At 66.5% G+C, this 22,069-nt stretch carries 15 protein-coding genes; 5 read left to right on the top strand and 10 right to left on the bottom strand.

Features of this window, described 5'->3' with window-relative positions:
• Positions 1-50: 50 nt before the first annotated feature.
• The 7 genes from JHD82_RS15815 to JHD82_RS15785 all read right to left on the bottom strand — a co-directional run bounded on the left by JHD82_RS15815 (position 51) and on the right by JHD82_RS15785 (position 11,930).
• A complete protein-coding gene (locus JHD82_RS15815; protein WP_199137358.1) occupies positions 51-4,574 on the bottom strand; it encodes an RHS repeat-associated core domain-containing protein in 4,524 nt (1,507 codons plus the stop codon).
• Between the two features lie 78 nt (positions 4,575-4,652).
• The gene (gene tssI / locus JHD82_RS15810; protein WP_199137357.1) at positions 4,653-7,019 is read right to left on the bottom strand and encodes a type VI secretion system tip protein TssI/VgrG; all 2,367 of its coding nucleotides are present in this window, start codon (positions 7,017-7,019) and stop codon (positions 4,653-4,655) included.
• A gap of 235 nt (positions 7,020-7,254) precedes the next feature.
• Positions 7,255-7,968, bottom strand: coding sequence for an ABC transporter ATP-binding protein (locus tag JHD82_RS15805; RefSeq protein ID WP_199137356.1), 714 nt, complete (start codon positions 7,966-7,968; stop codon positions 7,255-7,257).
• Positions 7,968-8,762, bottom strand: coding sequence for an ABC transporter ATP-binding protein (locus JHD82_RS15800; RefSeq protein ID WP_013801789.1), 795 nt, complete (start codon positions 8,760-8,762; stop codon positions 7,968-7,970). Before JHD82_RS15800 ends, JHD82_RS15805 begins: the two co-directional genes overlap by 1 nt.
• Positions 8,759-9,721 (bottom strand): branched-chain amino acid ABC transporter permease, encoded by a 963-nt coding sequence (locus tag JHD82_RS15795; protein ID WP_012206285.1) that lies wholly within the window; start codon positions 9,719-9,721, stop codon positions 8,759-8,761. The genes JHD82_RS15800 and JHD82_RS15795 overlap by 4 nt, the downstream gene beginning before the upstream one ends.
• A gap of 2 nt (positions 9,722-9,723) precedes the next feature.
• Positions 9,724-10,644: a branched-chain amino acid ABC transporter permease gene (locus JHD82_RS15790; RefSeq protein WP_013801787.1), complete on the bottom strand. Its 921-nt coding sequence runs from the start codon at positions 10,642-10,644 to the stop codon at positions 9,724-9,726.
• Positions 10,645-10,754: 110 nt separating this feature from the next.
• Complete coding sequence (locus tag JHD82_RS15785; RefSeq protein WP_199137355.1) at positions 10,755-11,930, bottom strand: ABC transporter substrate-binding protein; 1,176 nt, start codon at positions 11,928-11,930, stop codon at positions 10,755-10,757.
• A gap of 197 nt (positions 11,931-12,127) precedes the next feature.
• On the opposite strand from JHD82_RS15785, the gene JHD82_RS15780 reads away from it, so the two are divergent.
• Both JHD82_RS15780 and JHD82_RS15775 read left to right on the top strand, forming a co-directional pair.
• Positions 12,128-13,033 carry an alpha/beta hydrolase gene (locus tag JHD82_RS15780; protein WP_199137353.1) on the top strand — a complete coding sequence of 302 codons (906 nt, stop codon included), beginning with the start codon at positions 12,128-12,130 and terminating at the stop codon, positions 13,031-13,033.
• Positions 13,030-13,518: a MarR family winged helix-turn-helix transcriptional regulator gene (locus JHD82_RS15775; protein WP_063325691.1), complete on the top strand. Its 489-nt coding sequence runs from the start codon at positions 13,030-13,032 to the stop codon at positions 13,516-13,518. The genes JHD82_RS15780 and JHD82_RS15775 overlap by 4 nt, the downstream gene beginning before the upstream one ends.
• 22 nt (positions 13,519-13,540) lie before the next feature.
• Here the strand turns inward: JHD82_RS15775 and JHD82_RS15770 are convergent, their stop codons facing one another.
• Positions 13,541-15,166, bottom strand: a complete 1,626-nt coding sequence (locus JHD82_RS15770) for a sensor domain-containing diguanylate cyclase (protein WP_199137352.1) — start codon at positions 15,164-15,166, stop codon at positions 13,541-13,543.
• Positions 15,167-15,643: 477 nt separating this feature from the next.
• On the opposite strand from JHD82_RS15770, the gene JHD82_RS15765 reads away from it, so the two are divergent.
• A complete protein-coding gene (locus tag JHD82_RS15765) occupies positions 15,644-15,859 on the top strand; it encodes a hypothetical protein (protein ID WP_034395578.1) in 216 nt (71 codons plus the stop codon).
• A gap of 77 nt (positions 15,860-15,936) precedes the next feature.
• Here JHD82_RS15765 and dbpA read toward each other — a convergent pair whose 3' ends face one another.
• Positions 15,937-17,337, bottom strand: coding sequence for an ATP-dependent RNA helicase DbpA (gene dbpA, locus JHD82_RS15760; RefSeq protein WP_199137360.1), 1,401 nt, complete (start codon positions 17,335-17,337; stop codon positions 15,937-15,939).
• 350 nt (positions 17,338-17,687) lie between these two features.
• Between dbpA and JHD82_RS15755 the strand changes: the two genes are divergently transcribed.
• Together JHD82_RS15755 and JHD82_RS15750 are read left to right on the top strand one after the other, a co-directional pair.
• A complete protein-coding gene (locus JHD82_RS15755) occupies positions 17,688-19,586 on the top strand; it encodes a DUF1800 family protein (protein WP_199137351.1) in 1,899 nt (632 codons plus the stop codon).
• A gap of 55 nt (positions 19,587-19,641) precedes the next feature.
• Positions 19,642-21,090 carry a DUF1501 domain-containing protein gene (locus tag JHD82_RS15750; protein ID WP_099733287.1) on the top strand — a complete coding sequence of 483 codons (1,449 nt, stop codon included), beginning with the start codon at positions 19,642-19,644 and terminating at the stop codon, positions 21,088-21,090.
• 46 nt (positions 21,091-21,136) lie between these two features.
• On the opposite strand, the gene JHD82_RS15745 is transcribed toward JHD82_RS15750, so the two are convergent.
• Entirely contained in the window at positions 21,137-22,033 is an 897-nt protein-coding gene (locus tag JHD82_RS15745) for an oxidoreductase (RefSeq protein WP_199137350.1), read from the bottom strand.
• Positions 22,034-22,069: the final 36 nt, after the last annotated feature.

Raw genomic sequence — 22,069 nt, 5'->3', positions numbered from 1 at the left:
CCCCCCCCCCCCCCCCCCCCCCCCCCCCCCCCCCCCCCCCCCCCCCTCTTTTAGATGTGTATAAGAGACAGATTATGCCCTTTATCACCACCATTAAAGCATTTTCTTGCAATGTTTATTCGAGCATCAATACATTTCTTGATCTTATCCGCCTTCCCATAATCAATTTCATTTTTTCCGCACGTAAGACCTTTTGATTTATCGCATGCATCTTTCTTTTCATCGTCAAGTTTGTCATGATCATCTGGCGTGCAATTCCCTCCGTACCCTTGATACGATGAGCGATCACCTATCTGGGCTGCATTATTGTGTGCAATAGATAATTCACTTGCCGTTTTTGATACAGAAGTCGTATTTGAACTTGGCCTGGATGCCATCCAAAGAACCCCCAGAACCGCGACACCAATCGCAGCCCCCACTACTGCACCTATTGGTCCACCAACAGAAGCCCCGACTCCTGCCCCTATAGCGACTGTATTCAATCCTGTGGGATCAATTTTTGATGTTGGAGAAGACTCTGAGTACAAAATTTTATTTACACCACCTGCCAAACCAATCGGATCCTGGTTGATATAACTCCCCACCACCGGATCGTAATACCGATGCCGGTTGTAATACAGCCCCGTTTCCCTGTCATGGTGCTGCCCCGGCAGCCGGATCGCCTGGTGGATGCCTTGCGGGTTGTACTCCTGCAGCACATTGCCCCAGGGATCCAGCTTTGCGGCCCAGGCCACCTGGCCGGTCTGGTCCGTCAGGGCCATGGGCGTGCCCAGATGGTCGCAGTGGTAGTGGTGGATGGCGATGCGGGCGTGCTGTTCTTTTTCCTGTGCCTGCAGCTTTGCCTGCATGCCGCTGAGCAGGCGGGCGGTGCTTTCGGCCTGTTCACCCAGCATGGCCTGGGCGCCGGGTGGCAGGCCGTGCTCCAGGGTGTGGCGCAGGTGGCGGGCGGCGTCTTGCTGCATGTCGCGCGGCATGGCGCTGAGCATGGTTTGCATCAGGGCCAGGGCCGGCGTGTGGTTGGGGTCGTCCTGGTCGGGCAGGCCTGCGGTGATGGCTTGCACCAGCAGGTGGGGCTCGCTCTGCGGGTCGCCGCTGGCCGTGGTGCTCAGGCGCACCAGGGGCGTGAAGCTGCCCGGTTCGTAGATGGTGTGTTCTATGTGGCGCGTGTCGCTGCCGTGCTGCAGGCGTTCGGTGTGGATGAGGCGGTCGCCGTCCCAGCCGTAGTAGTGGGTGCGGGTGGATTCTGCGGGGTCTGCGCTTTCCACTTGCTGCTTCAGGCGCCTGCCCAGGGCGTCGTAGGTGTAGCGGCTGTGGTGGCGCAACTGCTCCGCGTTGCCCTGGATCTGGCTGCTGCGCACGGCGATGAGCTGGTGGGCTCCGTCGTAGTGCAGTTGCTGCTGGCTGTGGTCTGCCTGCATTTGCGCGATGCGGTTGCCGCAGGGGTCGTAGCGCCAGACGCGGTCCTCAGTGAAGCCGATGCGGTTGTCTTCCCAGCGCTGCACGGTGCCTTGCCGCTGGCCTGCGAGGTGGCCCAGGCCCATGAGGTTGAAGTCTGTGTGCCGCCAGTGGGCGTGGACCTGGGCAGCCCAGTTGTCCTGGGTGTTCGTCTGGCCCGGTGCGCCGGGTGCACCGGGTGCTGGCAGGCGGTTGCCTGCGGGGTCGATCTGCCAGCGGGTGGTGGTCTGGGGTTGCTGGCTGTCGGTGGCCGCTCTGAGGCGCCCGGCGCTGTCGTAGCCGTAGCGCAGCAGTTGCGCGGCCTGGCCCGGGGCGCCGGCCTGTTCGATGGCAACGAGCTGGCCCAGGCTGTCGTAGTGGTAGCGGCGGCCGAGAATCTGGCCGATGAGGGGCTGGACCAGGTGATCACGGCCTTCCGTGCTTTGCAGGCCCGTGGTGCCCAGGGCCGTGAGGCGGCCCAGGCTGTCCCATTGGCGTTGCACCTGCAGGGGGTTGTGTGCGTCTGCTGCAGGGGTGGGTGGGTGCAGGCTGCGGCGGACTTCGCGGTGCAGGTTGTCGCGTTCGAAGTCGATGAGGCTGGCTCCGTTGAGCTGCAGTCCGTGTACATGGCCTGAGCCGTAGGTGAGCCAGGCGATATCCCCCAGGCCTTGCAGCTGGCTGTGCTGGCGTGCGCCCAGGGGGTCCAGGGTGTGGGCGATGCGGTGTTCGTATTCGATCTGCTCTGCGCTCCCGTCCTTGCCTGGGCGGTACAGCTGCTGCACTTCTGCGGTGATGCGGCCAAGGGCGTCGCGCTCCAGTGCTATGCGGCTTTGCCGTTGGATGGTGTTCTCTGCGGTGTTCTCGCCGGTGTGCTGCCAGACGCTGGCCGCCGTGAGGCGCCCGGCCGCATCCCATTCGTAGCGGTGGGTTTGTGCGGGCGCATGGGGCGTGGCAGGCAGCTGGCGTTCGACCAATCTGCCGCCTTCATCCCAGCGGTAGTAGCTGCTGCTTTGCTGTGCGGCGTTGCCGTCCGTGGCTTCCATGAGCTGGCCTGCCGCGTCCCAGCGGTAGCGCTGCAGCCGTTGGTCAAACCCTTCTTCCTGCACGAGCCGGTCCAGCGCGTCCCAGGCAAAGCGGCTTTGCGCTCCGTTCTCGTTGACGAGGCGCAGGAGGCGGCCGGCGCTGTCGTATTCGAAGGCCAGGGTGAGGCCGCCATGTGTTCGCTGGACCAGCCTGCCCCAGAGGTCGTAGCGCAGGTGGATGCTGGAGTCGGCGGTCTGGGTGTCGCTGGAGGTGCCCGCAGGCTGGGCCGGATCGATGCGCGTGAGGTGGCCTGCGCTGTCGTAGTGGTAGCGCTCGATCTGGCCGTTGGGCAGTTCGCTGGCCACGATGCGCCCCTGGCCGTCGCGCTGGTGGCGTTGGCGCTGGCCCAGGGCGTTGTCCACTTCGATGAGCGCGCCCCAGCGGTCGTAGTGGTAGTGCGTGCTGTGGCCCGAGCAGTCGGTGTAGCTGAGCAGTTGGCCCGCGTCGCTCCAGGCCAGCTGTTTGCTGCCGCCCTGGGCGTCTTCGATGCGCCGGGGGCTGTCGCAGGTGAGCGGCGCTTCCTGGGGGTCGGGGTAGTGGTAGCGCTCGGTGCTGCCATCGGCCTGGGTGATCTGGATGAGACGGCCCCAGCTGTCGTATTCGTAGCCGGTGGTGGCCCCTGCGGTGTCAGTGCTTTGCAGAAGGCGGCCGGTGGCTTCGTCGTGTTCCTGCTGGGTGCTGCGCCCGTCGGGCAGCTGCACGCCGATGAGCCGGCCCTGGCCATCACGCCTGAGGTGGACGCTGCGCCCCAGCGGGTCGGTGCGCGAGGCCAGCCGGCCAAAGCTGTCGTAGCTTTGCAGCCAGCGGCTGCCATCGGCCTTGTGGTGGGCGATGAGGCGCGACAGGCCCGCTGCGCCTTCGAAGTAGTAGATCTCGATGCGATCCAGGCTGTCGCTGACGCGGGTGGCGGCGCGTGGCTGGCCGTCCGGGCCCGGGGGTTGGGCCAGGTAGTCGAAGCGGTAGCTGAGCCCTTCCTGGTTGCTGTGCTCGATGACGCGGGCACCGGGCTGGGCGCTCTCGTAGCGGTAGCTGTGCCAGGGTCCGCTGGCATGGCGGTGGGCGCTGATGCGGTGGTGGTCCCATTCGAATTCGCGCACGAGCTGGCCTGCGCGGTCGTGGACGGTGATGAGGTCGCCTGCGCTGCTGTAGCCGTAGCGCACGAGGGCGATGGGGGTGGACAGGGGGTTCAACGGGTCCTGTGTGAGGTCCACGCCTGTGACCCGCCAGCCGTCGTCGGCGCCCCACAAACCCAGCGCATCCCTGCCGCCATGGATGCGCTGGTGCAGCAGCCGGTAGCGCCGGCCTGTGCCGTCGCTCAGCGAGACCAGGCGGCCTGCGGGGATGGGGTCCTTGCTCGCACTGTGGCCGGCTTCGGGCGTGGTGCCGTCGCTGTAGTGGTAGAGCTGGCGGCGTCCGAAGCGGTCGATCTGGGCCATGAGGCGCCAGGGACCGGCGACAGGTTCACCGGGCGCAGGGCCAAAGCCCCAGAGCGTGTCGCCATCGCCGCTGACCGCAAGGATGGCTTCGGGGTTGCGCACCAGTGCCTGTTCCACATGGCTCCAGCGTGGGTTCGCCGCCCAAGGCGCTGTGCCGCCTTCCGGCTCCGGGCTGCCGCCGCGCAGCAGCCAGATGTCTTCGCTGGCACTGTGCAGCTGGCCGCCCGGCACCAGGGGCTGGTCGAAGGTGATGACGCGGCCGCTGGCATCCAGCAGCAAGGTGACCTCGTCCTGCAGGCGGATGCTGAGCTCCTGCAGCAGGTGCCAGCCATGGCCCAGCAGGCCGCAGGCCGCGCCGTGCTCGGGGTTGACGTAGCTGCTGTACTGGCGCTGCCAGGCCACAGGCAGCGCGGCCGAGGGCAGGGCAAAGTCCAGGTCTTGTGCGCCCAGCAGGACCTTGGCGCCCAGTTGTGGGTTGACGGGGGAGCTGACGGTGATGCCGCCCGGGCAGACGGAGCAGGCCAGGCCGCCCTGGCTGCCGATGAGCACGGTGAGCGAGCCGGTGACGATCTTGCCCTTGACGACGCTGTCGGTGATGCGGGCTGCGGGTTTGCCACTCATGCGAGGCTGCTCCTGGAGAGGTGAGAGAGAACGGGACGGCGGATGCGGGGAATGCAGGGGCTGCAGGATATGCGGGCCTCAGCAGTTGAGCCGGTCCGTGGGCGAGAGGATCTGGATGTCGCCGGGCGTGATGCGTATGGTGCTTTTGCCGCAGGTCAGCAGGATTTCCTGCTGGGCCTCGAGCCGGATCTTGGCGGCGTTGAGCTCAATGCTTTGCCCATCCATGGTGAGCTGGGAGGCCTTGCCACCTCCGCCTCCACCGCCCCCACCGCTGCCGCCGCCCCCACCGCCACCGGGCGACGTGATGTTCATGGCCATGCCGCCACCGCCTCCGCCTCCGCCTCCGCCTCCGCCTCCCGCGCCACCACCACCGCCCACGGTCAGCGAGTACTGCGAGCCCACTTCCGTGCTTTGCTTGCTGCCGACCTTGACCTGGCGCTCCTGCCCCACAGTGAGGTTCTGGCTCATGCCGACCGTGGTCTGCATGGCCACGCCGATGTTCTCCATGTAGTTGACGCCGATGTTCATCATCTTCATCACACCCACGTTCTGCATGTAGGCCATGCCTATGGTCTGGGTCTTGAGCAGGCCCACCGTGACGTGCCAGTTCTGGCCTATCTTGTCGGTCTCGGTCTTGCCAACGGTCTTGCTGCGGTTCTTGCCGATGGAGATGTTCTCGTCGATGCCGACATCCTCGTTGCGGTTGTCGCCGATGCTGATCTTCTCGTTGTGGTCCACCCGCTCCGTGCGGTTGTTGTGCACGGTGATGGTTTCGTCGCGGTCCACGGTCTCCGTTCGGTCGCGGTGGATGACGTTGGTCTCGTCCCGATCGATGGTCTTGCGCCGGTCGTTGCCCACCCATTTGTCTTCGTCGTTCTCGACTTCGGTGAGCTGGTCCTTTTGCGCGTGCAGCCACAGCTGTTCGGCGCCCGCCTTGTCCTCGAAGCGGATGGCGTTGGCGTCGCCCGGGCCGTTCTTCAGGCCCGCGCCTGCGGCACCGCCCTTGCTCGATCTGGTCTTGATGCCCGATTGCGTGGCGTTGGCCGGCAGCGCCCAGGGCGGCATGTTGGCCGCGTTGTAGACACAGCCCGTGACCAGCGGGTAGTCCGGGTCGCCATTGAGGAAGTCGACGACGACTTCATGCCCTATGCGCGGAATGGAGATGGCCCCGAAGCCCGGGCCTGCCCAGTTCGTGGCCACGCGGATCCAGCAGCTGGAGTTCTCGTTCATGCCGCCCAGCCGGTCCCAGTGAAACTGCACCTTGATGCGGCCGTATTCGTCGGTCCAGATTTCTTCTCCGGCCGGGCCCACGACGACGGCGGTCTGCGGGCCCGTGGTGCGCGGCTTGGGCGTGGTGCGCGCGGGCGTGTAGGCAAGACTCGTGGGCTGGGCCTGCAGCTCGTAGCGCTGGAAGGAGCCGTCCTCCGCGGCGCTGCCCTTGGCGCCCGGGGCCACGGCACTGACGCGGGGATTCTCCTTCAAGTGGTAGCTCAGGCCCGTGATCAGGTACTGCTGGTTCTGGTCGCCGCGCGGGTAGTTGTAGAGGCTGAAGGTGTAGCCCGTGGCCAGCGCCCTGTGGCAGGACTGGCCCCGCACCCGGCTTTGGCCCGTGAGGCTTTCCTTCAGGCGCACGCGGATGTAGTCCTCACCGTCGCTCAACTGGGTGTAGCCGCCCGGCCATTCGTAGATTTCGTGGCCGTCATGGGCGTGGCCCGGTGGGTCGCGCCGCAGGTGGGTGAGGTCGGCCCGGGGTTTCTTGAAGTCGTAGTCGTCGCTGTAATGGCGGCCCGATTTGATTTCCTGCTCCAGCTGCCAGGCGTGGATGTTTTCCTGGTCTCCGGCAGCGGCTTTTTCGGGGGGATAGAAGGGAATGGATTCGCCGCCTGGCAATGCGCCGTGCGAGGCAATGATGTCGTCGCACAGCACCAGGGTGTGCTGGCCTGAGGCATGCTCGAAGAAGTAGTAAATGCCTTCGTGCTCCATCAATCGCGAGACAAAGTCGCAATCGCTTTCGTTGTATTGAACGCAGTAGTCCCAGCTGCGATAGGCGCGCGTGAGTTTCTTTTGCAGGGGATGGCCATAGACGCCCAATACCTGCTCGATGATGTCGGGCACGGTCTGGTTCTGGAAGATGCGAAAGTCGCTCTTGCGCGTGGCCAGCCACAGCCAGGGGCTCAGGCGGGCCTTGTAGGCATAGTGGCGGTGGTCCTGGCCCTGCATGCCAAAGCGGGTGACGATGCCGTCAATGAAGCGCCTGCCGCCGCCCTGGGTTTCTATTTCTATGGTGGCGTTTTTGCCCAATAGGGCCTTGGGATCGATGCTTTCGCTTTCGCTGAGCATTTCCACATCGAGGCTGAAGAGCTGGCTGATGTTTTCCTGGCCGCGCAATTCACGGAAATGCAGCTGCTCGCCCAATGGCGTGTGTATGGTGACTCGGCGTGTCATAGTGCGCGCCGCCCTGCGGGCGGCCTCCCTGCTCTTGGTGAGCGGGGATCATAGACAAGCCGATGGCCATAGGGCAATCAAATGCAGGGCCAGATACATCCTGTAAATGTAAGCAATTGCCCATCTTGGATACAGGCATGTATTTGAATGGCATGCCACCCATTGATCTTCAATGCCATTCATCCCTCCATCGCGCCTTGAATTTCGCCTTGAACTGCGAATGCATTGCGCGTGCTCACACTCCCAAATACCGTTCCCACAGCGCTCTGTCCCCATCCAGCGCAGCCGAGTCTCCGCTCCACACGACCTTGCCGCGCTCCAGGATGAGGTGGCGGTCGGCCAGGCCCAGCAGGCGCTCCACGTATTTGTCGATGACCAGGATGGTCTGGCCGGCAGCACGCAGCTGGGCCAGGCAGGACCAGATCTCTTCGCGGATGCGGGGGGCCAGGCCCTCGGTAGCTTCGTCCAGGATGAGCAGGCGCGGGTTGGTGACCAGGGCGCGGCCTATGGCCAGCATTTGCTGCTCGCCGCCTGACAGCTGGTTGCCCATGTTGGAGGCGCGCTCGCGCAGGCGGGGAAACAGCGCGAACACGCGCTCGGGCGTCCAGGGCTCGGCCGCGCCGGGGCTGCCCGAATTGCGCTGGGCCACAAAGGCCGTCAGGTGCTCGCGCACCGTGAGATTGGGAAAGCACTGGCGGCCTTCGGGCACGATGGCCACGCCGGCGCGGGCGATGCGGTCGGTGGCCCAGCCGGCGATGTCCTGCCCGGCAAACACCATCCGGCCGGCGCGCAGGGGTAGCTGGCCCAGCAGCGTGCGAAGCAGCGTGGTCTTGCCCATGCCGTTGCGGCCCAGCAGGGTGACGACCTGGCCTGCCTCGATGCGGAGGTCCACGCCGAACAGCACCTGGCTGGGTCCGTAGCCGCTTTGCACGGCTTGCATTTCGAGCATCACGCGCCCTCCTTCACTTCTTCGTCGCCCAGGTAGGCCTGGCGCACGTCGGCGTTGCCACGTATCTCGTCGGGCGTGCCGGTGGCGATGATGCGGCCGTAGACCAGCACGGAGATGCGGTCGGCCAGGCGGAACACGGCCTGCATGTCGTGCTCCACCAGCAGCATGGCGGCACGGCCGCGCAGGGATTCGATCAGCTCGGTCAGGCGCAGTGTTTCATCAGGCCCCATGCCGGCCATGGGTTCGTCCAGCAGCAGCACGCCGGGGCGCGCGGCCAGGGCCAGCGCAAACTCCAGCTTGCGCTGCTCGCCATGCGGCAGCGTGCCTGCGGGGCGCTGCAGCAGGCTGGCATCAATGGCGCATTCGCGCGCCAGCTCGCGGGCCTGCTCGTAGAGCGCGGTCTCGGCCGCGCGCGGGCGCCAGAAGCTGAAGCTGCTGCCCGCATGCGCCTGCACGGCCAGCACCAGGTTGTCCAGCACGCTGGACTGCTTGAAGATGTTGGTGATCTGGAAAGACCGCGACAGCCCCGCCGCCACGCGCTGGTGGGCGTTGAGCGCGCTCACATCGCGCCCCGCCAGCACCAGTGTGCCCGCATCGGCCGCCAGCGTGCCGGACAGCAGATGGATGAGCGTGGACTTGCCCGCTCCATTGGGGCCGATCAGCGCATGGATCTCGCCAGGCGCCAGCGACAGCGAGACATGGTCGGTGGCCAGCAGCGCGCCAAAGCGGCGCACCAGGCCCTTGGCCTCCAGGGCTGGAGTGGGAATGGAGATAGGTGTGGCCGCGCCGCTCATGCCTGCCTCCCGCGTGCGGGCCACAGGCCCATCAGGCCGCGCGGCGCACCGAACACCACGCACAGCAGCAGCAGGCCCAGCGGCAGGTGCCAGTACTCGGTCCACATGCGCAGCACTTCCTCCAGCGTCAGCATGACGACGGCGCCGGCCACGCCGCCCCAGCGCAGGCCCACGCCCCCCACCAGCACCATGATCAGCAGGTTGGCCGACTGGGTCCAGTGCATGAGGCTGGGGGAGATGAACAGGTTGTGGTTGGCCAGCAGCGCGCCCGCCAGCCCGGCCACGGCGCCGCTGAGTACAAAGGCTGCCAGCTTGATGCGGTAGACCGGGTAGCCCAGCGACTCCATGCGCGACTCGTTCTCGCGCACGCCCTGCAGCGCCTTGCCGAAGCGCGAATCCACCAGCCGCCCGAACACCGCCATCAGCACCGCGAACAGCGCCAGCACCACGTAATAGAAGGAGACATCGTGGCCCAGGTCCAGCCCGGGCAGAACGGAATGGCCGGGCAGGTTGAGCCCGTCCTCGCCGCCGTACTGGCGCAGGGAGATGAAGATGTAGAACAGCATCTGCGCAAAGGCCAGCGTGATCATGATGAAGTACACGCCGCGCGTGCGCAGCGACACGGCGCCCGTGGCGGCGGCCAGCAGCCCGGCCAGCAGCGCGGCGGCCGGCCAGGCCACCAGGGCCGAGGTCACGCCGTTCATCGCCAGAATGCCCACCGCATAGGCCCCCGCACCGAAGAAGGCCGCATGCCCCAGCGCCACCATGCCGCCATAGCCCAGGATGAGGTTCAGGCTGGTGGCGGCCAGCGCGTAGATCAGTACGCGGCGCACGAAGGAGATGTAGAAGTCCAGCCCCAGCGCCGGAGCCACCAGCGGGAACACCGCCAGCGCCAGCAGCGCGAGTACGGTCCAGAAGAACCGGGCCTGGAACCTGCCCTGTAATGTGCTGTGTTCCATGCTCAGCCTCGCGCAGGGAAAAGGCCGGAAGGCCGGTACACCAGCACCACCGCCATCAGCACATAGATGGAAATCGCCGCCAGCGTGGGCCCCACGCTGGATGCCACCGCCGGGGAGAAAACCTGGCGCAGCAGCATGGGCAGAAAGGCCCGCCCCGCCGTATCCACCATGCCCACCAGCAAGGCGCCAACCAGGGCCCCACGTATGGAGCCTATGCCGCCGATGACGATGCAGACCAGCACCAGGATGAGGATCTCCTCCCCCATGCCCACCTGCACCGAGGTGATGGGCCCCAGCAGCGCCCCCGCCACCGCCGCCAGCATGGCGCCCAGCGTGAACACGCCCAGGAACAGCAGCGGCACGCGCACGCCCATCAGCGTGGCCATCTGGCGGTTGGAGGCGCCTGCCCGCACCAGCACGCCGGCGCGCGTGCGCGTCACGAACCAGTACAGGCCCAGCGCGGCGGCCAGGCCGAAGACGATGATCATCAGCCGGTAGGCCGGGTACATGAGATCGGGCAGCAACTGCACCGGGCCGGACAGCGCGGCCGGCATGTTGAGCATCACCGGCGCCGGGCCCCAGACCATCTTGACCAGGTCATTGGCAATGAGGATGACGGCATAGCTGCCCAGCACCTGGGCCAGATGGTCGCGCACGGCAAGGCGGCGTATCAGCACCAGCTCCAGCACCACACCCGCCACGCCCGTGGCGACGGCTGCCACCAGCACGGCCGCGGTGAACGAGCCCGTGCGCTGCATGGTCTCGGCCGCCACATAGGCGCCCGCCATGTACAGCGAGCCATGGGCCAGGTTCATGATGTCCATGATGCCGAACACCAGGGTCAGCCCGGCCGCGATCAGAAACAGCATCAGCCCGAACTGCAGGCCATTCAGCAATTGCTCCAAGAGCAGCGTCCACGTCATCCACACGCCCCCTGCCGCAGGCGCAGTGGCCCGCGCGCGGTCAACAAATCATCCGGCTTTGAAAATCAAGATCAAGGCACGCCGCGCCCGACGGGGGCGCGGCGGCGGGGTCACATCTTGCAGTCGTTGACGTAGACGTCTTGATATTTATCGAACACCTTGCCCACCAGCTTGTTGGTGATGCGGCCGCTGCCGTCCTTCTCGATCACGCGCTGGTAGTAGGCCTGGATGGGATAGTGGTTCTTGCCGTAAGTGAAGGGGCCGCGTACCGAGGCGTAGTCGGCCTTCTCCAGCGCCTTGACAATGGCCTGGCGGTCCGAGGCCTTGCCGCCGGATTGCTTGACCGCCGCATCCATGGCCATGATCACGTCATAGGCCTGGGCCGCGTAGACCGAAGGGTTGCGGCCCTTGTACTCCTTGCGGAAAGCCTCGACGAAGGCCTTGTTCTGCGGCACGTCCAGGTCATGCGCCCACTGCGCGGTGTTGACCATGCCCAGCATGGGCTCGCCCACGGCCTGGATCACGTCCTCGTCGGCCGAGAAGCCCGGGCCGATCAGCTTGACGCTTTGCGACAGCCCCGTGGACACGAACTGCTTGACGAAGTTGATGCCCATGCCGCCCGGCAGGAAGATGTAGACCGCATCAGGCTTGGCCGCGCGGATCTGGGCCAGCTCGGCCGCGTAGTCGATCTGGCCCAGCTTGGTGTAGACCTCCTCGCCGGGCGCGGTCTTGTAGCCGCGCTTGAAGCCGACCAGCGCATCCTTGCCCGCGGGATAGTCGGGCGCCATGATGAACATCTTCTTGAAGCCACGGTCGGCGGCTAGCTTGCCGGCTGCCTCGTGGAAGGCATCGTTCTGGTAGGACGTGCCGAACCAGAACGCATTGCACTGCGCGCCCGCGAACTGGCTGGGGCCGGGGTTGTTGGACAGGTAGGGCACCTTGGCGCCGAACAGCGCCGGGCCCACGGCCAGGGCCACGTTGGAGCCGATGGGCCCGGTGAAGAAATCCACCTTGTCGCGCTGTATGTAGCGCGTGACCAGCTGGCGCGCCTGGTCGGGGTTGCCGCCCATGTCGGTCTGCAGGAACTCGGCCGGCTGGCCGCCCAGCTTGCCGCCCAGCTGCTTGATGGCGAGGTTGAAGCCGTCACGCGCCTCGGCGCCCAGCGCGGCAAACGGTCCGGAAATATCGTTGGCGATACCGACCTTGATGGTGTCCGCCTGCGCGAGCGCGGGAACAAAGGCAGGGGCCAGGGCCGCTGCGGCCAGGAAGGGGGTGAGGAAACGCATGCTGCTGTGCTCCTTGCGCGGGCCGCGCGGATGGCAATCGGTGGTGAGGCAGTCTTCCGTCACGCTGGACGGGAAACTCTGTAAGGGCTGGAACGGTTGGCGCGGGTCTTAGTTTAGGTTTAAAGTATTTTGCAGAACAAGTCTGGGACTTGTACCAATACCTGCCATACAAACCATTTCGCGCCATCTCCGTTCCAATGCCAGCACTCTACCGTCACTACGACCGCGCCGGACTCGATGTCCAGTACAACGCCCGCGCGACGGTACCCGACATCACCCCCATCATCAAGGCCTATGCCGACGACAGCCGGGCCGCGCGCCAGAGCCTGCCCTGCGCGTTGAACGTGGCCTATGGCGAGCATGCCGACGAGCTGCTGGACATTTTCCCGGCAGCAACCGAGGCGGCAGGCGCCCCTGTTCTCTTCTTCATCCACGGAGGCTACTGGCGGCTGCTGTCCAAGGACGACTCCAGCAGCATGGCGCCCACCTTCACGCGCGCCGGCGCCGTGGTGGTGGCCCTGAACTACTCGCTGGCGCCCGCCGTCACGCTGGACCGCATCGTGGACCAGACACGCCGCGCACTGGCCTGGGTGCATGCCCACATCGCCCGCTACGGCGGCGACCCGGGCCGCATCCATGTCTGCGGCAGCTCGGCCGGCGGCCACCTGGCGGGCATGCTGCTGGCCGGTGGCTGGCATGCGGACTACGGCGTGCCCGAGGACGTGGTGCGCGGCGCCGCACCGCTGTCGGGCCTGTTCGACCTGCGCCCGCTGGTGCACACCCACATCAACGAATGGATGCGCCTGAGCGAGCAGGACGCCATTCGCAACAGCCCCGCCCTCCTGCCGCACGGCGCGGCCTGCCCGCTCATCGTCAGCTACGGCGAGAGCGAGACCGATGAATTCAAGCGCCAGAGCGACGACTACCTGGCCGCCTGGAACCAGCGCCGTGGCCCCGGTCCATCGTCAGGCCAGTACGTGGCCATGCCCGGCACCAACCATTTCGACATCGTGCTCACCCTGAACGACCCGGCCAGCCCGCTGACGCGCGCCATCCTCGCGCAGATGGGCCTGAGCGCCCCCACACCGCAGAACCAGCCATGACCCACGCTCCCGACCTGGAGTCGCGCGCCGCGCCCGACGACCACCATGCGCTGCGCCTGTGGCTGCGCATGCTCACCTGCTGCAACCTCATCGAAGGCGAGATCCGCAACCGCCTGCGCAGCGAATTCGACACCACCCTGCCCCGCTTCGACCTCATGGCCCAGCTGCAGCGCGCGCCCGAGGGCATGAAGATGGGCGAACTGTCGCGCCACATGATGGTGACCAACGGCAACATCACCGGCATCACCGACCAGCTGGAGAAAGAGGGCCTGGTGGTGCGCACCAAGGTGGAGTCCGACCGGCGCAGCTCCGTGCTGCACCTCACCCCGCTGGGCCGCAAGACCTTTGCGCGCATGGCCAAGGCGCATGAGTCCTGGGTCATGGGCATGTTCGGCGACATGCCGCAGGCCAGCCGCAACGCCCTGTACCAGGCGCTGGGCGACCTCAAGCAGCAGGTGGTGGCCCACCGCTCGCCCACGGACTGAGCGCGCACAGACCCAAGCCCATTCAGCCCTGCACGCAGTTGCGCCCTGCGGCCTTGGCGCGGTACAGCGCACGGTCGGCCGCCTCCACCAGCGCCACGGCGGCACCTTGGGTGGAGCCGTGGGTAGTACCTTGGGTCGCGCTTTGTGTCGCGCCTTGGGTCGCGCCAGCCTCATCGCCCTGCGTCGTGGCCACGCCAATGCTGGCCGTCACATGGCCAAAGCGGCTGATGCGGTGCTCCAGGGCCAGGCCCTCGATGCGCGCGCGCAGCCGCTCGGCCACTTGCCGCGCGCCGGCCTTGTCGGTATTGGGCAGCACCACGGCCAGCTCTTCCCCGCCATAGCGCGCCGCCATGTCGCCGGGCCGCTGCACCGCCTGGGCCAGCGCGCTGCACACGGCCTGCAGGCAGGCATCGCCCGCCACATGGCCGTAGGCATCGTTGTAGCCCTTGAAGTAGTCCAGATCGATCAGCAGCAGCGACAGCGGCGTGCCCTCGCGCGCAGCGCGACGGGCCTCGCGCTCCAGCACCTCGTCAAAGCGGCGGCGGTTGGCCAGGCCCGTCAACTGGTCCTGGGCGGCCAGCACTTCCAGCCGGCGATTGGCGTCCAGCAATTCCTCGCGCGCGCTGACCAGGGAGCATTCGGCGCGCGAACGCAGCCGCATCGCGGCCGTCAGGCGCCAGCCGATCAACGCAATCGCCAGAAACAGTCCCAGCACCACGGCCAGCGTCAGCAGCGCCTGGCGCCGCCAGGAGCTCAACGCCTCATCGCGGCCCAGGGCCACCGTGGTCACCAGCGGATAGCGCTCGCTGCGCAGAAAGGCGTAGATTCTTTCCGTGCCATCCAGGGCCGAGCGGAACGACGCCGTGCCCGACATCGCCCCCACGTAGTGGCGCAGGAAATTGGGCGACTGCGAGAAGTCCCGCCCCAGGTCCTGCTCGCGGAACGGGTGGCGCACCAGCAACTGCCCGCCCGGCGTGCTCAGCGCAATGGCCCCCTTCTCGCCGATATCGATCTTGCCGAACAGCCGCAGGAAATTCTCCACACCCAGCGCCACCACCACCGCGCCTGCAAACTGGCCCTCGGCGTCCGTATAGCGCCGGCTGATGGTGATCACCCATTCGCCCGTGGAGCGGCTGCGGATCGGCGGCCCGATGTAGATGCCTGACGATGCGTCGTCACGGTGGTGCGTGAAGTAGTCCCGGTCGGAGCTTTCCGATCCTTCGGGGAACGCCCCCTTGGATGACATCAACCAATGGCCCTGCGCATCCACGATCAGCAGCTCGTTGAGCTGGTTCAGCAGATGCTCCTGCCGGTTGACCAGATACAGCACCCGCTCCAGGAGCACGGGGCTGGTGCCATCCACCTCAAGCCGCTCGGCAATGCCCAGCAGCAGCATGGAGCTTTGGGTGATCACGCCCTCGGCATAGGTGTTCAGTGTCTGGGCCAGGTTGCGGTTGCTGGTATCGACCTCGGCCAGCGTGCGCTGGCGCGCCGCCACCAATTGCCAGACCGTGGCAGCAGAAACCGATACGAACACCACCGCCAGCAACCAGGCCACCAGGCGGGCATCACGCTTCACGGGCCGGCCTCTGCCCCCGCACCAGGCCTTTGTCCACCAATCCCTCTCCATCACATGCACCTGCGCCATCTCGGCAGTCCTGCTGCCGTCCGATCTTGGGTTTTCTGCATCCGGCTCAGCACCTGGGCAGCGTCTTTGCGCGGGCATTTCCGGCCTTGACTCAAGTCAAGCCGGAAAAACCCGCGAACCCGGTATTGTCCCCGGCTTCGGAAAAATCAGCCGGCAGGGTTGGGATTGGGGGGTGCTGCCGGCTGGGTAGGCAACGTATTTGCGATAACATTTCGCCGTCCCTCAGCGGACACGGGCTTGGCGGCCCGGACACAGGCGCAGCAGCCGCCACCCTCTTGATGGTGTGCGGCTTTCAGTTTTCCCAGTGCTGCGCTGGACATGGCTTCATTTCAATGCAGCCATGCGAAACATCCATGCACAGGAGCCGCCATTGACCGACACCACCCTCCCCCGCACAGCGCATGCTGGCGCGCCAGTTCTCGTTCCTGTCTCAAGGCACCAGCAGGCCGTGCTGGCTCATTGCTGAAAGGGGCAGGCATGTACTACCCGATTGCCGAGGAAGAGCTGCAAGTGGTTCAGGATTGCATGCAGCAGATATCGCTGCTTGTGGACCTGGGCTGCGGGATTTCTGCCGTGCAGACCACGGTCGGGACTGAAGCGTTGCTGAGCTTCCTGATTGCACAGCGGGAGGCGCTGCAGGGGGCTGTTGAGGCGGTGCAGGCCCGGGAGGTCATGAGGGGGCCTGCGGGTTAGGCAGGGCTGCTTGAAGGACCGGAACGCGTTCAGCCAAGTGCAGACATTCGCACGCCGACTGATGCGCCTGAAACCCCTCAATCCTTGAGCAAGCGCGCCTTCACCGTTCGCCCCTTGATCTTCCCGCTATTGAGCCGGGCAACCACGTCATGCGCAATCTTGCGGTCCACGGCGACATAGGTTGCGAACTCGTTGATGTCGATCTTACCCACTTGCTCGCGGGAGTAGCCCAGGTCTGCGGTGAGAGCGCCCAGCACGTCGCCCGGGCGGATCTTGTCCTTGCGGCTGGCATTGATGTGGATGGTGGCCTTGGATGGCAGGAGCCGGCCGCCGGGAGCCGGTGTCAGTTCGTCCAGCGGGTACCAGACGGAGGGGCTGCCCTGCATCTGTTCGATGTTTCCGACCGCGCCCATTTCGTCCATCGTCGCAAGACTCAGGGCCAAACCTTTCTGGCCGGCGCGGCCTGTGCGGCCGATGCGGTGCACGTGCACTTCAGGGTCGGGCGTGATGTCCACGTTGATGACGGCGCCCAGATTGGTCACATCCAGCCCGCGAGCCGCCACATCGGTGGCGACCAGCACGGAGCAACTGCCGTTCACGAAACGCACCAGCACCTGGTCACGGTCACGCTGCTCCAGATCGCCGTGCAGCTCCAGCGCGCTGTAGCCCTGGGCCTGCAGCAGCTCGGCAAGGGCCCGGCAGCGCGCCTTGGTATTGCAGAAGGCCAGCGTGCTCTCGGGCCGGAAATGCTCCAGCAGGCGAGCCACCGAAGGCAAGCGCTCTTCCTTGTCCACCTCGTACCAGCGCTGCTCGATCTGCTCGCCGCTGTGCTGCGCGGCGACCTTGACCGTGACCGGGTCACGCATGAAGCGCGCGGCCAGCTTGGCGATGCCTTCAGGGTAGGTGGCGGAGAACAGCAAGGTCTGGCGCTGCGGGGGGCACTGCTTGGCGACTTTGGCGATGTCATCGACGAAACCCATGTCGAGCATGCGATCCGCTTCGTCGAGCACCAAGGTGTTCAGCGAATCAAGGTTCAGATTGCCCCGGTCCAGGTGATCGATCACACGGCCGGGCGTGCCCACGATCACGTGCGCGCCGTTCTCCAGGCTCGCGTTCTGGCCGCGCAGCGGAACGCCGCCGGACAGGGTCACCACCTTGACGTTGTCTTCCGCACGCGCCAGGCGGCGGATCTCGGTCGTCACCTGATCGGCCAGCTCGCGGGTGGGGCAGAGCACCAGGCCTTGCACCGAGAAATTGCGCGTATCCAGCTTGGCCAGCAGCGCCAGTGCAAAGGCTGCGGTCTTGCCGCTGCCGGTCTTCGCCTGAGCGATCACATCCTTGCCTTCAAGCGCAGGGGGCAGGCTGGCGAGCTGGATCGCCGTCATTTCAAGGTAGCCGAGCCGCTCAAGATTGGCGAGCGTTGCCGGCGAAAGCGCAAGTTTGTCGAAGGAATGGGGGGAAGCCGAGGGAGGAGTCATGGGGGGGCATTTTAAAGTTGGCGATTTCAAGACCGAAGCGCACACGCTGGTCACTGAAAAGAACAGGAGGCATGCTGGGCAATTGCCAGCATGTGCGAGAGGACGGCCAGCGGGGGGTTGAAGCCATGGATGGCAAAAGACGCGTCAACCGGCGACGGCCCTGGCGAGACCCATGCGTCTTGGCCCAACGCCATGTTTCTGCATGCCGCCCCTGCAACGCATAACATCTTGACACGCTTTAGGGCTGCAAAGTGTCCGCTCACATCCGAAAACCTTGGAACACTCTGCGCCACGCGCCGAAGAGCGAGGCAGTTCATTGCCACGCCCCGGCCACTGCCTGAAAGCCCGCAATGCACCCCACACCACAGGCTGCAGCCTCCCCGCTGCAGCCGCCCGACCGCGCGCCCGCGGACTCCTTGCCTGCCTGCGCAGAGCCCGGCCACCTCGGCCATGAAGCCAAGAGTTCCTTGATGCCCCCCGCCATGGCCGCCTCCCTGGCGGCCGCGCTACTGGTGGCCTGCGGGGGCGGTGGGGGCGATACGGCACCCGGTACCGGCAATGGAGGCAACGGCGGCACGGGCACCGGCCCTGGTGGCGGAACCGGTACCGGCACCACGGCCACCCCCGCCAGCGACGAAGAAGCCGCGCGTTTCCTGCTGCAGGCGCAGTTCTCGGCCACCGACGAGGAGATCGCAGCGCTGCGCGCCAAGGGCTACGGCCCCTGGCTGGCCGAGCAGTTCGCGCTGCCCGTGGACACCACGGGCACGGCCTGGCTGATACAGCGCGGCTACGGCGTGGCAGAGGCCGGCACGCGCTACGACAACGTTTCGTATCCCTCCGACTTCATGCTCTGGAGCCAGCTTTTCACGGAGCGCGACGCCGTGCGCAAGCGTGTGGCATTGGCGCTGTCGGAGATCATGGTGGTCTCCACCACGGGGCTGGAGCAGCCCTGGAGCATCTTCCTGGCCTCCGGCTACTGGGATCTGCTGAACCAGCATGCCTTCGGCAACTTCCGCACGCTGCTGGAGGCCGTCACGCTCAGCCCGGCCATGGGCATCTACCTGAGCACGCGCGGCAACCAGAAGGAAGACGCCCGCAGCGGCCGCCAGCCCGACGAGAACTACGCCCGCGAGGTGATGCAGCTCTTCACCATCGGCCTCTACCGCCTCAACCCCGACGGCACCGAGCAGCGCGACGGCAGCGGCAACCGCATCGACACCTATTCGGCAGCCGACGTGAGCAATCTGGCGCGCGTCTTCACCGGCTACGACTACGACACCAGCAAGAACCAGCCCACCAACCTGAGCGGCAGCACGGTGACGGGGCTGCAGCAGGCGCTGCTGCCCATGGCCTTCAACGCCGCGCGCCATTCCACGCTGGCCGCCACTTTCCTGGGCACCACCGTGGCTGCGGGCACGTCTGGGCCAGCGGCGCTGAAGGCGGCGCTGGACACGCTGTTCAACCACCCCAACGTCGGGCCCTTCATCGGGCGCCAGCTGATCCAGCGCCTGGTCACCAGCAACCCCAGCCCCGCCTATGTGGGGCGCGTGGCCGCCGCCTTTGCCGACAACGGCAGCGGCACGCGGGGCGACCTGCGCGCCGTGATAGCCACCGTGCTGCTGGACCCGGAGGCGCGGGGCGCGGCAGGGCTTGCCAGCCCCCAGTACGGCCGCCTGCGCGAGCCCATGGTGCGCTTCGTGCAGTGGGGCCGCACCTTCGGGCTGCGGTCGGCACGCGGCACCTGGAAGATCGACAACCTGAGCGACCCGGCCACGCGCCTGGGCCAGAGCCCGCTGCGCTCGGGCTCGGTGTTCAACTTCTTCCGCCCGGGCTACGTGCCTCCCTCCACGCCCCTGGCCACGACGGGCCAGGTGGCGCCGGAGTTCCAGATCGTCACCGAGACCAGCGTGAGCGGCTACCTGAACTTCATGCAGAACGTGATCCGCTTCGGCTACTACGTGAACGCGCCAGACCTGCCCCAGGGCGGCAGCAGCGCAGCCAACGGCTTCGACATCACCTGCAGCTACGCCAACCTGCTGCCCCTGGTGGCCGACGCCGCCGCGCTGGTGCGCAAGGTGGCGCTGCTGCTGTCGGCAGGGCAGGTATCGGCCGCCACGCAGGCGCGCATCGTGGCAGCGCTCAATGCCACGCCGGTGACGGCCACCAGCAACGCCGCCACCCAGCTCAACCGCGTGGCAGCCGCCGTGCTGCTGGTGATGGCCAGTCCCGAATATCTGGTGCAGAAGTGACCGAACAAGCGACCGAACAGGTGACCGAACGTCTGCAAAGCAAAGCGATATCGCCATGAACTTCATCGACCCCGCCCGCCACACGCGCCGCGCATTCCTGCGCCGCAGCACGCAACTGGCCGCCGCCGGTACCGCCCTGCCCTTCGCCCTGAACCTCGCCGCGCTGGGCGAGGCCGCCGCTTTCGAGGCGAACGACTACAAGGCGCTGGTCTGCGTCTTCCTCTACGGCGGCTGCGACTACGCCAACACCGTCGTGCCCTACGACAGCACCCGCTACGGGCAGTACTCCGCCATCCGCGGCGGCAACAGCGATGGCACGGCCGGTGGCATTGCCCTGGCCCGCGCAGCGCTGGGCAATACGCTGCTGCAACCCCGCACGGCGCTGGCCGGTGGCATGCAGTACGCGCTGCACCCGTCCATGACGGGCCTGGCCGGCCTCTTCAACGCGGGCCGTGCGGCGGTGCAGCTGAACGTCGGCCCGCTGCTGGTGCCGCTCACGCGGGCCCAATATGCCACCGGCGACCGGCGCAGCTACCCGCTGCCGCCCAAGCTTTTCTCGCACAACGACCAGCAGTCGGTCTGGCAGTCGCAGGGCGCCGAAGGCTCCACCGTGGGCTGGGGCGGCAACCTGGGCGACCTGGCGCTGTCGTCCAACGCCACGTCGCTCTTCACCTGCATCTCGGCCACGGGCAACGCCGTGTTTCTCTCGGGCGACCAGGCGCTGCAGTACCAGATCAGCCCGGGCGGCGCCGTGCCCATCAACGCCGTCAAGGGCGCCAACGTCTATGGTTCGACCGCCGTGCGCGGCCTGCTGAGCGAGCTGGTGCAGACGGCCGGCAGCCACGCAATGGAGGCCGAGTACGCCCGCGTCACGCAGCGCTCAATCAGTGCCGAGGGGCAGATCTCTTCGGCCCTCTCCAGCGGCAGCCTGTCCACCGCCTTCCCTGCCAACAACCCGCTGGCCGACCAGCTCAAGGTGGTGGCCCGGCTCATTGCCGGACGCAACGCGCTGGGCACGCGCCGGCAGGTGTTCTTCGTCTCGCTGGGCGGGTTCGACCTGCACGACAACCTGATCGCCAACCAGCCGCAGCTGCTCGACAAGGTGAGCAGTGCCATGACGGCCTTCTACAACGCCACGGCCGAGCTCGGCGTGGCCGACAAGGTCACGGCCTTCACTGCGTCGGACTTCGGCCGCACGCTGACTTCCAACGGCGACGGCTCGGACCATGGCTGGGGCAGCCACCACTTCGTCGTGGGCGGCGCGGTGCGTGGCGCGTCCTTCTATGGCGCGCCACCGCCCATCAGCGTGGGCAACGGCAGCGGCAGCGAAGACCAGTGGCATGTCGGCCAGGGGCGCCTGTTGCCCAGCACCGCCGTGGACCAGTACGCCGCCACCCTGGCGCGCTGGTTCGGCGTGGCCAATACCGAGCTGGCGGGGGTGCTGCCACACATCGGCAACTTCGGCGGCTCGGCGTATCCCATCGATCTGGGGTTCATGGGCTGAAGCCTTGCTTTTGCGATCGCGGGCATTGTGGTCAAGGCACGAATGATCAGCCGGGGCCGTCGCTCGCTGCGGCGAGAAGCGGCACCAGGACATCACCAATCGGTGTCGGAACTCCGTGCGCCCGGCCGCGGCGCGCGATGACACCATTGCGGATATCCCATTCGAGCGGCCGGCCTGCTTCGCGATCCGCCAGTATGGACGTGCCCAGGTCGGCCGGAAATGCCTGGAACTTGTCGAGGATCGCCTGGGGGACCTCATCGCCCAGTTCAGCACCTTCGGCACGTGCCACGGCCAGGCACTCCCGCAAATAGTCCAGAGTGAGCTTCGAAATATCGTGCCGGCCGAACATGCCTGCACGGCGATGCGTGAGTGCCATGAGCCCGGCCGCTGCGTTCTGCAGCAGCTTTTGCCACGCCAGGGATTTGAAATTCGAAACCAGGTCTACCGAGCATCGGGTGCCTTGCAGTGCCTGCGCGACCACGAGGGCCGCAGCCTCGTCAGGCAGGCTGATCCGGGCGTCGCTGCGCAAGAGCACCGACCCATCGGGTTGCGCCTGTGCAGGGAACCACACGACTGCGGGAACGATTCGCCCCTGCGGGCACAGCGGGGTGACACTCTCCACCTGCTCAACCCCGTTTTGCAGGACACACACCACGGTTTGCGGACCGCTCAACGCCGCCAGCCAATGCGCAACCGCAGCAGTTTGAGTCGCCTTGACCGCGAGAAAAACAAGGTCCACCGGACCTTCGACCTGGGCCGGATCCGTTCTGACCGGGCCGGGAACCACGATGCGAAGACCGCTGCCGTGCAGCGTCAGGCTGTCGCGCGGCGTACGACCGCACAGCAACGGCGTGCGACCGACTTCATGCAGCGCAGCAGCAACCGTTGTCCCGATTGCCCCGGGCCCCAGCACCGCGATGCGTGGATGGGTTGGTTGATTCACTGAAACGAGCTCCTTGGATTTTGGTGCGCAGCGGCA

Source organism: Delftia sp. ASV31 (assembly GCF_016428765.1).
Taxonomy (GTDB): Bacteria; Pseudomonadota; Gammaproteobacteria; order Burkholderiales; family Burkholderiaceae_C; genus Comamonas; species Comamonas acidovorans.
This window is presented reverse-complemented; position numbering and strand designations above follow the sequence as displayed.